The 12,389-nt window shown below is 74.3% G+C and carries 13 protein-coding genes; 6 read left to right on the top strand and 7 right to left on the bottom strand.

The genetic code is table 11. The annotated features are described in order from the left end of the window. Window positions 1-101 precede the first annotated feature (101 nt). Entirely contained in the window at window positions 102-527 is a 426-nt protein-coding gene (locus tag ACIQFU_RS26870) for a pyridoxamine 5'-phosphate oxidase family protein (RefSeq protein ID WP_402554739.1), read from the top strand. Then, window positions 524-1,189: a pyridoxal 5'-phosphate synthase gene (locus ACIQFU_RS26865; protein ID WP_402554738.1), complete on the top strand. Its 666-nt coding sequence runs from the start codon at window positions 524-526 to the stop codon at window positions 1,187-1,189. Before ACIQFU_RS26870 ends, ACIQFU_RS26865 begins: the two co-directional genes overlap by 4 nt. Window positions 1,190-1,196: 7 nt before the next feature. Here ACIQFU_RS26865 and ACIQFU_RS26860 read toward each other — a convergent pair whose 3' ends face one another. After that, window positions 1,197-1,814, bottom strand: coding sequence for a GNAT family N-acetyltransferase (locus ACIQFU_RS26860; protein WP_402554737.1), 618 nt, complete (start codon window positions 1,812-1,814; stop codon window positions 1,197-1,199). A gap of 99 nt (window positions 1,815-1,913) precedes the next feature. Here ACIQFU_RS26860 and ACIQFU_RS26855 point away from each other — a divergent pair, with 99 nt between their 5' ends. Then, the gene (locus ACIQFU_RS26855; protein WP_402554736.1) at window positions 1,914-3,119 is read left to right on the top strand and encodes a flavin-containing monooxygenase; all 1,206 of its coding nucleotides are present in this window, start codon (window positions 1,914-1,916) and stop codon (window positions 3,117-3,119) included. A 360-nt stretch (window positions 3,120-3,479) separates the two neighbouring features. Here ACIQFU_RS26855 and ACIQFU_RS26850 read toward each other — a convergent pair whose 3' ends face one another. Next, window positions 3,480-4,373, bottom strand: a complete 894-nt coding sequence (locus tag ACIQFU_RS26850) for a hypothetical protein (protein ID WP_402554735.1) — start codon at window positions 4,371-4,373, stop codon at window positions 3,480-3,482. A gap of 19 nt (window positions 4,374-4,392) precedes the next feature. Next, window positions 4,393-5,709, bottom strand: a complete 1,317-nt coding sequence (locus tag ACIQFU_RS26845) for an MFS transporter (RefSeq protein WP_402554734.1) — start codon at window positions 5,707-5,709, stop codon at window positions 4,393-4,395. Between the two features lie 71 nt (window positions 5,710-5,780). Between ACIQFU_RS26845 and ACIQFU_RS26840 the strand changes: the two genes are divergently transcribed. Continuing rightward, a complete protein-coding gene (locus ACIQFU_RS26840) occupies window positions 5,781-6,842 on the top strand; it encodes a GlxA family transcriptional regulator (RefSeq protein WP_402554733.1) in 1,062 nt (353 codons plus the stop codon). 290 nt (window positions 6,843-7,132) lie between these two features. Here ACIQFU_RS26840 and ACIQFU_RS26835 read toward each other — a convergent pair whose 3' ends face one another. From ACIQFU_RS26835 to ACIQFU_RS26825, 3 genes are all read right to left on the bottom strand, one after another. Then, window positions 7,133-7,609, bottom strand: a complete 477-nt coding sequence (locus ACIQFU_RS26835) for an ATP-binding protein (RefSeq protein ID WP_402554777.1) — start codon at window positions 7,607-7,609, stop codon at window positions 7,133-7,135. Window positions 7,610-8,131: 522 nt separating this feature from the next. After that, window positions 8,132-8,644, bottom strand: a complete 513-nt coding sequence (locus tag ACIQFU_RS26830; protein WP_402554732.1) for an EF-hand domain-containing protein — start codon at window positions 8,642-8,644, stop codon at window positions 8,132-8,134. A gap of 127 nt (window positions 8,645-8,771) precedes the next feature. Continuing rightward, entirely contained in the window at window positions 8,772-9,152 is a 381-nt protein-coding gene (locus ACIQFU_RS26825; RefSeq protein ID WP_007388697.1) for an STAS domain-containing protein, read from the bottom strand. A 335-nt stretch (window positions 9,153-9,487) separates the two neighbouring features. On the opposite strand from ACIQFU_RS26825, the gene ACIQFU_RS26820 reads away from it, so the two are divergent. Both ACIQFU_RS26820 and ACIQFU_RS26815 read left to right on the top strand, forming a co-directional pair. Then, window positions 9,488-10,078, top strand: a complete 591-nt coding sequence (locus ACIQFU_RS26820) for a sigma-70 family RNA polymerase sigma factor (RefSeq protein WP_402554731.1) — start codon at window positions 9,488-9,490, stop codon at window positions 10,076-10,078. After that, on the top strand, window positions 10,075-11,334 hold the full coding sequence (locus ACIQFU_RS26815) for a maleylpyruvate isomerase N-terminal domain-containing protein (RefSeq protein ID WP_402554730.1): 1,260 nt from the start codon (window positions 10,075-10,077) through the stop codon (window positions 11,332-11,334). The genes ACIQFU_RS26820 and ACIQFU_RS26815 overlap by 4 nt, the downstream gene beginning before the upstream one ends. Before the next feature lie 144 nt (window positions 11,335-11,478). Here ACIQFU_RS26815 and purU read toward each other — a convergent pair whose 3' ends face one another. Continuing rightward, a complete protein-coding gene (purU, locus tag ACIQFU_RS26810) occupies window positions 11,479-12,372 on the bottom strand; it encodes a formyltetrahydrofolate deformylase (protein WP_402554729.1) in 894 nt (297 codons plus the stop codon). Window positions 12,373-12,389: the final 17 nt, after the last annotated feature.

Genomic DNA, 12,389 nt, shown 5'->3' with positions numbered 1-12,389 from the left:
GTCCCGAAGTTCAGCCCCGCGAAGGTGCCGTACGGGGAACAGCCGTCCGTCCAACCGACGTTGTGCTCAGCATCCGCACCCGTTTCCGCCGGAGGAGAACCGTGGCCCTGACCCGCGAAGAGCGTGAGACGTTCCTGGCCGAGCCGCACATCGCCGCGCTCGCGGTCGACGCGGGAGCGGGCCGCGCCCCGCTGACCGTGCCGATCTGGTACCAGTACGCACCCGGCGGCGAGGCGTGGATCATGACCGGCCTCGACAGCCGCAAGAACCGGCTGATCGGCGAGGCGGGCCGGTTCTCCCTGATGGTCGACCGCCTGGAGCCCACCATCCGCTACGTGTCGGTGGAGGGGCCGGCCGTCGGGACGGTCGCCGCGACCGAGGAGCACCTGCGGGAGCTCGCCGCGCGCTACCTGCCGGCCGAGAAGGTCGACGGCTACGTCGCCTTCGCCTCGGGGAACCACGGCGAGCAGGTCGTCGTCCGGATGCGGCCCGAACGCTGGGTCTCCTCCGACCTCGGCTCCGTGTGAGCGGCCTGCCCGAGCTGCTGAGGTCGCTGCGGGTGTGGGACCCGGCGGTCACCGAACTGCCGCCCCTCGACCCGGCCGAGGCGCCCGGCGACCCGCTGGAGCTGTTCACCCGCTGGTTCGCCGAGGCGGTCGCGGCCGGCGAGCGCGAGCCGCACACGGTGTCGCTGGCCACGGCGGACGCCGAGGGCCTGCCGGACGCGCGCGTCGTCATGCTGCACGGCGCCGACGCGGACGGCTGGGCCTTCGCCACGCACGCCGGCAGCCGCAAGGGCCGCCAGCTCGCCGCCCGCCCGCACGCCGCGCTCGTCTTCTACTGGCCGGTGCTGGGCCGCCAGGTGCGGCTGCGCGGCCCGGTCGCCGTCGCCCCGGCCGAACAGGCGCGGGCCGACCTGCACGCCCGCTCGACCGGTGCGCTGGCCGCCGCGCTCACCGGCCGGCAGAGCGCGGAGCTGGGCTCGACGGGCGAACTGGCCCGCGCCTCCGAAGCGGCCTGGGAGCGGGCCGGCCGGGAACCGGACGCCCCGGTCCCGTCCTGGACGCTGTACCGGCTGCGCCCCGACGAGGTGGAGTTCTTCCAGGGCGAGGCCCGCCGGCGCCACGTACGGCTGTCCTACCGGCGGGCCGGGGACGACGGCTGGGACCGGCGGCTGCTGTGGCCGTGAACCGCGCTCACCGCGCGCCGGGCGGCGCCGGCTCCTCGTCCGTCGCCAGGCGTGCGTGCAGGTGCACGTCCCGGAACGCGTCGTGCCGGCCGGCCTCGAACATCGCCTCGCGCAGGGTCCCCTCGGCGCGGTAGCCGCTCCGCTCGGCGACCCGGCAGGACGCGTCGTGCCCCACCGCGTGGCCCAGTTCCACGCGGTGCAGGCCGAGTTCCGCGTAGGCCCAGCGCGAGGCGAGCAGCAGGGCACGGGTGGCGACGCCCCGGCCCCGGGCCTCGGGGAGCACCCAGTAGCCGATCCTGGCCACCTTCATCTGCCGGCTGATCTCGTTGAGGCCGATGTGCCCCAGCGTCGTACCGCTCCCGTCGTCCGTGATCCGGAACGACGCCGACCTGCCGTCCGCCGCGTCCCGGGCCCGCCCGCGCAGCGACTCGCGGGCCCCCGCGAGGTCGGTCCACAGCTTGAGCGGCGTGTTCCAGCGCTGGAACTCGGGGTCCAGGCAGCCGCGCAGCCACGCTTGCGCGTCGTCGTCCGAGGCGGCGTCCCAGGCGCGCAGGCGCAGTCCGTGCCCGCGGGGTTCGGAGTGGGAGAGGGAGGGGTCGAGGGTGTACATGCGTGTGTGGGCCATCCGGCCATTCAAGCCCACCGGTCCCGTTCGTGACCGATCCGCAACCGATTCCGGTCTTGACCGAGACCCATCAACCGTAGGCGCGATTACGCTCGCCGCATGGCCGACTCCACAGCGTCCGCTGAACCACAGCAGCCCGCCCACCCCGCGGGCCGCCCCGTCTACGTCATAGGCGCCGGTCCCGGTGGTCTCGCCGTCGCCCACGCGCTGCGCGCCCGCGGTCTGCGGGCGGTGGTCCTGGAACGGGCCGACCACGTCGGCGACTCCTGGCGGCACCACTACGACCGGCTGCGGCTGCACACCACCCGCCGCCTCTCGGCACTGCCCGGCCTGCCGATGCCGCGCCGCTTCGGGCGGTGGGTGGCCCGCGCCGACGTGGTGCGCTACCTGGAGAAGTACGCCGAGCACCACCAGCTGGAGATCGTCACCGGTGTGGAGGTCTTCCGCGTCGAGCGCGCCTCCGACGGGGCCGGGTGGCTGCTGCACGCCTCCGGCGGGCGGGAGCTGACCGGCGCCGCGGTGGTGGTGGCGACCGGTTTCAACCACACCCCGCGGCTGCCCGGCTGGCCCGGCCGGGACACGTACGCCGGCGAGTTGCGGCACGCCGCCGAGTACCGCTCCCCGGCCCCGTACGCCGGCCGGGACGTCCTGGTGGTCGGGGCCGGCAACACCGGTGCCGAGATCGCCGTGGACCTGGTGGAGGGCGGGGCCGCCCGGGTGCGGCTCTCGGTGCGCACGGCGCCGCACATCGTCCGACGCTCGACCGCGGGGTGGGCCGCCCAGTACAACGGCGTCCTGGTCCGCCGTCTGCCGGCCGCGCTCGTCGACCGGCTCGCCCGTCCGCTGGCCAGGATCAGCACGCCCGACCTGTCGGCCCACGGGCTGCCCCGCCCGGAGACCGGCCTCCTCACCCGTGCCGCCCAGGGCGCGATCCCGGTGCAGGACGTCGGTCTGATCGACGCGGTCCGCGACGGCCGGGTGGAGGTCGTGGCCGCCGTCGAGTCCTTCGAGGACGGCAAGGCGGTCCTCGCCGACGGCACCCGCCTCGCCCCGGACGCGGTGATCGCGGCCACCGGATACCGGCGGGGCCTGGAGGGCCTGGTCGGACACCTCGGCGTCCTCGACGGCACCGGCAGGCCGGTCGTCCACGGGGGCCGCACCCCGGCCGCGGCCCCCGGCCTGTACTTCACGGGCTTCACCAACCCGATCAGCGGGATGCTGCGGGAGCTGGCGATCGACGCCGGGCGCATCGCCGGGGCGGTGGCGAAGCGGCAGGCGGGGCGGGTGTCGCGGCTGCCGGGCTAGGGGGCGTCCTCTGCGTCGTCCGGCCCGGCCGCCGGGCCACGCTGCCGTGCGACCAACCCGAACGGGCCCGACGAGCCCCCTCCCGCACGGGCACAGGCAAGCACGAGGCAGACGGCAACCAACGACACCACCGCGGACCCGCGCCCCGCGCCCCGCGCCCCGGCCGAGCCCACCCCGCGCCCCGGCCGAGCCCACCCCCGGACCCCGCTGCCCTGCGACCAACCCGAACGGCCCGACGAGCCCCCTCCTGCACGGGCACAGGCGAGCACGAGGCAGACGGCAACCAACGACACCACCGCAGACCTGCGAGCCGCACCCCGCGCTCCGCGCCCCCCCGGCAGGATCCGGCCGGTGCCCGTCCTAGTCGCGGCCGAGGATGCGCAGGTCCCCGGCGTCCGGGTCGCCGAACAGGACGAACAGCTCGGGGTTCCGCTCGGTGCCGCCGATCGCCCAGTACGTCTCCTCGCCGCAGTCGCCGTCGAGACGCAGGAGGACGCCGTCGCGGTCGGTGTCCATGAACTCGTTGTCCCGCTCGAACGTCCACGTGCCGGTGCCGTCGCACCGGGAGAAGTCGCCCTCCTCGGCGACGCCGTTGTGGACCGGTACGCGGGTCAGCTCGGCCCGGCCGCCCCGGACCAGCCGCAGCACACCCCCGTCCTCGTCCCGCCACTCCCCGGCGAGCTGCCCGGCGGACAGCCGAGGGGGTTCGTAGTCGCCGGCCAGGGCGGCCGCCGGCACTCCGCACACCACGAAGAGGACGAGGCCCGCGCCCGCCGAACGGAGCCAGACGCCCCATCCTCCCCACGTCCGCCCGCGCAGGCGGTCGAGGACCAGCACCGGCAGGACACCGACCCCGGCGAACCACGGGAGGGTGTCGCCGACCGGCCGGTCCCACAGCACGCGTCCCAGCACCGACCAGCCGGCGCCGACCAGTACGGATCCGGCCAGGTGCCAGGCCCACCCGGGGCCGGGAAAGGTGCGGGGCCGCAGGCGGGCCAGGGCCGCGGCGGGGGCGATCTGCGCGGCCGCGTGGAAGAGGCCGATGAACGGCAGGATCAGCGGCACGCAGCAGATGCCCAGATAGCCGCCGCCCCCGTAGCCGTAGTCGTCCCGGCCCGCCTCCATGACGAACCACCACGCCAGCCACACCAGCGGCACCTGGGCCGCGCACAGCGCGACCGCCCGGTTCCAGTCGGCTTCGTGCCGGTCCGGCCGCCGACGCCTCCCGGACTCCCCCGTCTTCCCCCACCCCATGCCCGCACCCTAGGACCGCTCAGGACAGGGAGGCCACCGGAGTCGGCCGGCGCCGGATCACCAACGCCATCAGGGCCGCCGCCGCGCACAGGGCGCCGGAGGCGATCCACACCACGTCGTAGGAGCCGAAGTGGTCGCGGGCCACGCCCCCGAGGAAGGCGACGAGGGCGGCGCCCACCTGGTGGGAGGCCAGCACCCAGCCGAAGACGATCGCGCTGTCCTCGCCGTAGTGCTCGCGGCACAGGGCGAGGGTGGGCGGGACGGTGGCGACCCAGTCGAGGCCGTAGAAGACGATGAAGAAGACCATCGGCGGGTGGACGCTCGGCGCGAGCAGCATGGGGAGGAAGAGCAGGGAGACGCCGCGCAGGGCGTAGTAGACGGCCAGCAGGCGGCGCGCCTCGAAGCGGTCGGTGAACCAGCCGGAGGCGATCGTGCCGGCCACGTCGAACACGCCGATGACGGCCAGCAGCGAGGCGGCGGCGGTGATCGGCATGCCGTGGTCGTGGGCGGCGGGCACGAAGTGGGTCTGGATCAGGCCGTTGGTGGAGGCGCCGCAGATCGCGAAGGTGCCGGCCAGGAGCCAGAACGGGCCGGTGCGGACGGCGGCGAACAGGACCGTGAGGGCGCGGCGCGCGGCGCCCGGCACGGGGGCGGGCTTGGGTACGAACTCCTCGGCCCCGTACGGCTTCTGACCGACGTCGGCCGGGTGGTCGTGCAGGAGGAGCCAGACGAAGGGGACGACGGCCAGGGCGGCGAGGGCGACGGTGACGGCCGCCGGGCGCCAGTCGTGCGTCTCGACGATCCAGGACAGCAGCGGCAGGAAGATCAGCTGCCCGGAGGCGGAGGCGGCGGTGAGGACGCCGGTGACCAGGCCGCGCCGCTCGGTGAACCAGCGGTCGGTGACGGTGGCGGCGAAGGCCAGGGCCATGGAGCCGGAGCCGAGGCCCACCAGCAGGCCCCAGCACAGGATGAGCTGCCAGGCGGAGTTCATCCACACGGTCAGGCCGGAGCCGAGCGCGATCACCATGAGGGCGACGGCGACGACCCGCCGGATGCCGAAGCGGTCCATCAGCGCGGCGGCGAAGGGGGCGGTCAGCCCGTAGAGGGCGAGGTTCACGGAGACGGCGGCGCCGATGGTGCCGCGCGACCAGCCGAAGTCGTCGTGGAGCGGGTCCACGAGGATGCCGGGCAGGGAGCGGAAGGCGGCGGCCCCGATGATCGTCACGAAGGTGACGGCGGCGACCCACCAGGCGCGGTGCACGTGGGGGCGGCTCGGTCGGGTGGGCTCCGGCTGGTGTACGGGAGCCGCTGCGGCTGCGTCGGTCGTCTGGGGCACGTCACCGAGTCTCCGCAGCGGTCCGGGGCCGGACGAGTGGCCCGGAGGACATCGTTCGCTAGGATCGGGCCATGGCCACCGACACCTCCGACACCTCCGGCACTTCCGGCGTCTCCGTCCCCCCGCCCGCCGCCGGCACGGAGGGCCGTCCGCACCGTGTCGTCGTCCTCGCCCTCGACGGCCTGCTCCCCTTCGAGCTGGGCATCGCGCCGCGCATCTTCGGTCTCGCCCGCGACGAACGCGGGCGTCCGCTGTACGAGGTCGTCACCTGCTCCGTCCGGCCGCCGGGCCCGGTCGCCACGGACGCGGACTTCGCGATCATGGTCGAGAACGGCCCGGAGGCGCTGGCCACGGCGGACACGGTCGTCGTCCCCGCCTCCTACGAACTGGGTCCGGTGTACGAGGAGGGCCTGCTGACCGGGGAGCTGGCCGCCGCGCTGGCCTTCGTGCGGCCCGGCGCCCGGCTCGTCGCCATCTGCACGGGCGGGTTCGTGCTGGCCGCCGCCGGGTACCTCGACGGCCGTCCGGCGACCACGCACTGGGCCTCGGCCGAGCACTTCCAGCGGCTGTTCCCGAAGGTGCGGGTGGACGCCGACGTGCTGTTCGTCGACGACGGCGACGTGCTCACCTCGGCCGGGGTCGCGGCCGGGATCGACCTGTGCGTGCACATCGTGCGCCGCGACCACGGCACCGCCGTCGCCAACGAGGTGGCCCGGCGCACCGTCGTACCGCCCCACCGGGACGGCGGACAGGCGCAGTTCATCGAGCGGCCGGTGCCGGATCCGCAGCAGTCGTCCACGACGCACGCCCGCACCTGGGCGCTCGGCCGCCTGCACGAGCCGATCCAGCTGCGGGACATGGCCGCCCAGGAGTCGATGTCGGTACGCACCTTCACCCGCCGTTTCCGCGAGGAGGCCGGCGTCAGTCCGGGCCAGTGGCTCACCCGGCAGCGCGTCGAACGGGCCCGGCACCTGCTGGAGTCCACCGCCCTGTCGGTCGACCAGGTCGCGCGGGACGCGGGGTTCGGCACGGCCCAGTCGATGCGGCAGCACCTGCAGGCGGCGCTCGGCGTCACGCCGACCGGGTACCGGCGTACCTTTCGCGCGGAGTTGTCCACACCCTGTGGACCATGAGTTCTCGTCGGCCGGCGGCGCGGCGTTGTCCGCCCCGAGCACGGCATCGCGCGCCGCCACCCGACTCCGGCGCTCCCGCCCGGCTCCCGTCGCCCCCGAGGGAACCGCCGCCGACACGACCCACACTCGTCGAGGGCTTCCGTCACCGAGCCCTCGTCGTCCCCTCGCGGCGAATCGTGGCTACAAGCGTGAGGAAACCGTCACGATCCGTCAACTGGTGAGTGGAGTTTCAGCACTTGTGCACCGATTCGCCGGGGACGCGCACGGAAGCAGACCCCGGCGCACGGGCGTCACACGACTTCGAAGGCGACGCCCTGGTACGCCACCGCGCCACCGCCGTCGCCGCAGGCGGGCGCACCGCCCTCGCCTCCGGAGGAGCGGTCCAGTTCGCACCAGATGCGCTTGCCGGTACCCTCCCGGCTCCAGCCCCACCGGTCGGCGAGTCCGTCCACGAGGGCGAGGCCCCGGCCGCCGGTCGCCTCGCCGCCCGCGCAACGGGGCACCGGGGCGCGGTCGCTGGCGTCCTCCACCTCCAGGCGGACGGTGGCCTCCTTCGTCTCCTCGGTCACCGCACCCGGCAGCACCAGCCGCAGCACCGCCGAACGGCCGGTGTGCACCACGGCGTTGGTGACGAGTTCGGAGACGAGCAGGACCAGCGTCTCGGCGAGGGGTTCGTCGGCCCGTATCCCCGACCCGGCCAGACGTGAACGCGCCCAACGCCGGGCACGCCCCACTTCCGAGGGGTCTGGACGGACCTCCAGCTGCACTTGAAGCACCTGCACCGCTCACACCATCCGAACCGGCGGACACAAAGGCTCGCGCCTCATGAGGGCCACGATCGTAGCCATTTCCAGCATGGCCAGAACAACGGCCGGGGCGGGGATCACCCAACGTGAATCCCTTGTGGAACAGCATGGTTGACGGACAGTCACGTCAACAAGCGCTTCGGGCATATTCCAGCGCGAAGGAGTACTCGTGCGCCATACTGTGCGACGCACATTCCGGGGAGTCGAACAGGCGGCGGCCGACGGCCGTTCCACCCTGCGGGGCATGGCGCACACCGTCGGTTCCGGAGCCGCCCCGGGGGCAACTGCGGCACGGCCGGCGCTGAGGACCACTCGCATCCCACACAAGGTACCGGAGCGTGGCGCCGACTCCGGGCCGTAACGGGTCACGCGGCGGACACAACCCGGTATCAACGCTCTGTGACGTCGTTCTGCCACGATCCGCGACATGCGGTGCGCGGGCGGGCGCCCCGGGCTCCGGCTCCGGCCCGGCCGAGCGGGGCGCTACTCGGGCACGGTGAAGTAGCGGGCGAAGGCCGGGACGACCTCCGCCTCCCCCACCCTGCCGTCGCCGTCCGTGTCGAGCGCGGCGACGACCGGCCGGGCGACGTCCCCGGGCACGCCGAACGCGGTCAGCGCCCGCGCGGTGTCCGCGACGGTGGCCGTCCCGTCACCGGTGCCGTCGGCGACGGCGAGGGCGGCGCGCAGGAAGGGGCGGGCGATCTCGGCGAACCGGTCCGGCTTGTCCCGCAGCCGCTTGACCGCCCCGGTGACGAACTCCTCACGGGTGATGCGCTGGTCGCCGTCCCGGTCGGCGATGCCCGCCAGCCCCTGCCAGAGCGCCTCCGCGCCGCCGTACAGGGCCTGCCCCTTGTCGGAGCGGGCGGCGACGCCGAACTCGGCGAGCAGGGCCTTGGCCGCCCCGCTGAAGTCGGAACGGTCGATGTAACCGTTGCCGTCCTGGTCGAAGGTGGTGAACCGCGCGGCGATCCTGCGCTCGTACTCGCTGTTGACCATGGTTCTCTCCGGCCGTCTCAGGGGTTCGGGGCACGTCCCGCCCGGAGCGTACGTCGCCGGACGCCGGCGCGGACGCGACTTGCCGCGAAGTGCCCTGGGCGCCGCACCCGTGCGCGCCGGCGCGGGTCTACGCGGACAGGGGGCGCGGCTCGTCCCCGGTCGCCGAGGCGAGATCGGGGTGGCAGTCGAAGAGCCGGCGCACACCCAGCGCGCCGAGCACGCGGTTGACGTGGGATCCGTCGACGGCGCCCTGAGCGGGCAGTATCAGGCGCAGCCTGCCCTGGCAGGAGCGGATGAGCCGCCGGGAGGCGATGAGGACGCCGACCCCGCTGGAGTCGCAGAACAGGACCTCGGAGAGGTCCAGGACGAGGCTGTGCCGCCCCTCGGCCACCTCGTCGTGCACGCGCTGCCGCAGCACCGGTGACGTCACCAGGTCCAGTTCGCCGGACACCTGGAGCACGGCCCACCGGCCCCGCTCCCCGCCGGTCACGTTGAACGTCACCACCATGCCCTTCATCCGTCGGAGCGCCGGAACGCCTGGATTCACCCGAAACGGAAGCCCTACTTACGCTTCCTGGCGGCGCGCCTGCCCACCGGCCGTTCCCGCAAACGCCGAGGCGGAAACGGAGACCGGTCGGAAGTGGCTTGTTTCAGACGCTTTCGATCCCGTTCGATCGATTTCGGTCGCACGATAGAGGGTAGTGGAGGCCCATATCACCTCCGGCCCGTCGGGGGCGCACATTGGAGCAAAGGGGCGTGCGCTGTCGGACGTGCCGACTACATTCGGTGAGAGGGTGGCCGCGGGCCGGTCCGACGAGGGGGACGAGGGGGTGGAGGGACGGCATGGCGAAGAGGGACGTGCCACTGCGCTGGGACCGGAAGATGCAGCAGCGGCTCGCGCGCGGCGAGGCCGCCGCCCTGGGGGAGCTGTACGACCGGTTCGCCTCGCTGGTGCACGGTCTGGCGCACCGGGTGCTCGACGACGAGCGGGCCGCCGACCACATCACGCGCGACGTGTTCGCGCACGTCTGGGAGCACCCCGACACCTACGACCCCCGGCAGGGCCCGCTGCGCACCTGGGTCGCCACGCTCACCCACCGCTTCGCCGTCCAGCGGCTGCGCGCCACCGAGACGGCGGCGCTCGTCCGGGGCGGGCCCGGCACCGCCGAGGAGCTGGAGACCAAGGTGCGGCACGCCTCGGTCGCCGCCCGCGCCGACTACATCGTCCAGTCCATGCCCGCTCCGCTGCGGGCCGCCCTGGAGCTGGCCTACTTCCAGCGCCGCGACTACCGCCAGACCGCCGTCGACCTCGGCGTCACGGAGGACGAGGCCCGCCGCCGGCTCCGCCTGGGCCTCCAGCTCCTGTCCACGGCCCGCGACGCCGGCACCCCGCACCCACCCGGCACGCCGCCCGGCTACGGGGGTGCCGCATGAAGGCGTACGACGAGGACGACGGCAACGACGAGCACGACACGAAGGGGACGGACGACGACGCGGGCGCCGGGGCCGGCACCGGCGCGCGTATACCGCTGCCCCGGGCCTCCGTCGAGGACGGTGGACGGGCACTGCCCGAGCCGCCGCTCGTGCTGGAGCACCAGGTGCTGACGTCACTGCTCGGGGCGTGGGCGCTGGCGGCCTGCTCGGCGCAGGAGGCGGCGGCCGTCGAGGAGCACCTCGGGGAGTGCGACGCCTGCGCCGACGAGGCACTGCGCCTGCGCGAGGCGGTCACGCTGCTCCAGCGGCCGGAAAGCCTCGATCTGGACCCCGCCCTGCGCACCCGCGTGCTGGACGGCTGCCTGGAGCGGCGGCCGCCCCGCATCCCGGTGCCCGAGTGGGCCGCCCCCTACGACGCCGAGACCGCGCGCCTGGACGCGCTGCTCCAGGACTTCGGGGACGCCGAGTGGCACGCGCCGGTCCGGCTGCGCTGGTTCGAGGACGACGGCGCCGCGAGCCGCCGTACCACCGTCGCCGGGGTCCTCGCGCACCTGCTGACGGTCGACGGGACGGTCGCGGCCGCCCTGGGCCTCGACGACCCGCTGGGCGACGGCGCGGCACCGGGCCAGGCGCCGGCCGCCCGCACGGAGGCGTACTGGCGGGCCTCGCGCCGCCCGCCCACCCGCGCCTTGCGGGCGCCCTGGCGCGAGCAGACCCACGGCATCGTCCGGACGGTGGCGTTCACCGGCGACGCGGGCGGGATGCCGGTCTCCTACGGCGACTTCGAGCTGCCGCTGCGGGACGCGATGCTGGACCGGGCGTTCGAGTGCTGGGTGCACGCGGAGGACATCGCCGAGGCGGTGGACTACCCGTACGCGCCGCCGTCCGCGCGCCACCTCAACGGCATGATCGACCTCGCGGCCCGGATGCTGCCGGGGGTCCTCGCGGCCCGGCGCCGGGCGGGTCTGGCCGCGCCCGGCGACCGTCCGCACCTGGTCGCGGCGGGCGAGCCGGGGCGCAGCCTGCGGCTGGAGATCGAGGGCTCGGGCGGCGGCGAGTGGCTGATCCCGCTGGACGCGCCCGGCGCGGCGGCCTCCCCCGACCACGAGGTGGCCCATGTCGCCCTGGACGGCGTGGAGTTCTGCCGGCTGGCGGCGGGCCACGTGCCTCCGGCGGAGGCGGCGGCGGGCCAGGTCGGGGACCGGGAGGCGATCCGGGACGTGCTGTTCGCCGCGGCGAGCCTGAGCCGGATGTAGGGGGCGGTTGCGGATTCGTCGGCGGCTGCGGGTGCGTCGTGGCTTGTCGCGCAGTTCCCCGCGCCCCCGAAGGGCGTTCACCGCACGTCCCTCAAGGGGCGCGGGGCACCCGCAGCCGTCCTCGAAACCGCACCCCCACCCCCGCTAGGCGAAGACCACCGTCCGGCGGCCGTTGAGCAGAATCCTCCGCTCCGCGTGCCACTTCACGGCGCGCGCCAGCGCCTGGCACTCCACGTCCCGTCCGACCGCCACCAGCTGGTCCGGGGTGACGTCGTGGCCGACCCGCTCGACCTCCTGCTCGATGATCGGCCCCTCGTCGAGGTCGGCCGTCACGTAGTGCGCGGTCGCGCCGATCAGCTTCACGCCCCGCGCGTGCGCCTGGTGGTACGGCTTCGCGCCCTTGAAGCTCGGCAGGAAGGAGTGGTGGATGTTGATGATCCGCCCGCTGAGCGCCTTGCACAGATCGTCCGAGAGGACCTGCATGTAGCGGGCCAGCACGACGAGTTCGACGTTCTCCTCGCGCACGATCTCCAGGACCCGCGCCTCGGCCTCCGGCTTGGTGTCCTTCGTCACGGTGATGTGGTGGAAGGGGATGCCGTAGGACCCCACCAGCTCGGCGAAGTCGGTGTGGTTGGAGACCACCGCCGCGATCTCCACGGGCAGCGCGCCGATCCGGGCGCGGAAGAGCAGGTCGTTCAGGCAGTGCCCGAACCTGCTCACCATGAGCACGATGCGCATCCTGGCGTCGGCCCGGTGGATCTGCCAGTCCATGTGGAAGGCGTCGCCGATCGCGGTGAAGCTGGCGCGCAGCTTGTCCACCGTCACCGGCTCGACGGCCGAGAAGTGGACCCGCATGAAGAACAGACCCGTGTCGTGGTCCCCGAACTGCTGACTGTCCTCGATGTTGCAGCCGGTCATGAACAGGTAGCTCGACACGGCGTGCACGATGCCCTGCTTGTCCGGGCAGGACAGCGTGAGGACGTACTGGTCGGCCGGGACGTCGGCCGGGAGGACGGCGGCGGAGGACTGCGGATTCATGCAGCACAGGGTCCCAT

The organism is Streptomyces sp. NPDC093065, assembly GCF_044754585.1.
Lineage (GTDB): Bacteria > Actinomycetota > Actinomycetes > Streptomycetales > Streptomycetaceae > Streptomyces.
The sequence above is the reverse complement of the archived record's forward strand: the minus strand, read 5'-3'. Positions and strand labels throughout refer to the sequence as shown.

Bases quoted from the DNA above. Each gene is read 5' to 3' on its own strand.
- ACIQFU_RS26860 (WP_402554737.1), bottom strand. From the start codon at position 1,814: ATGGCCCACACACGCATGTACACCCTCGACCCCTCCCTCTCCCACTCC.
- ACIQFU_RS26855 (WP_402554736.1), top strand. From the start codon at position 1,914: ATGGCCGACTCCACAGCGTCCGCTGAACCACAGCAGCCCGCCCACCCC.
- ACIQFU_RS26850 (WP_402554735.1), bottom strand. From the start codon at position 4,373: ATGGGGTGGGGGAAGACGGGGGAGTCCGGGAGGCGTCGGCGGCCGGAC.
- ACIQFU_RS26840 (WP_402554733.1), top strand. From the start codon at position 5,781: ATGGCCACCGACACCTCCGACACCTCCGGCACTTCCGGCGTCTCCGTC.
- ACIQFU_RS26830 (WP_402554732.1), bottom strand. From the start codon at position 8,644: ATGGTCAACAGCGAGTACGAGCGCAGGATCGCCGCGCGGTTCACCACC.
- ACIQFU_RS26825 (WP_007388697.1), bottom strand. From the start codon at position 9,152: ATGGTGGTGACGTTCAACGTGACCGGCGGGGAGCGGGGCCGGTGGGCC.
- ACIQFU_RS26820 (WP_402554731.1), top strand. From the start codon at position 9,488: ATGGCGAAGAGGGACGTGCCACTGCGCTGGGACCGGAAGATGCAGCAG.
- ACIQFU_RS26815 (WP_402554730.1), top strand. From the start codon at position 10,075: ATGAAGGCGTACGACGAGGACGACGGCAACGACGAGCACGACACGAAG.
- purU (WP_402554729.1), bottom strand. From the start codon at position 12,372: ATGAATCCGCAGTCCTCCGCCGCCGTCCTCCCGGCCGACGTCCCGGCC.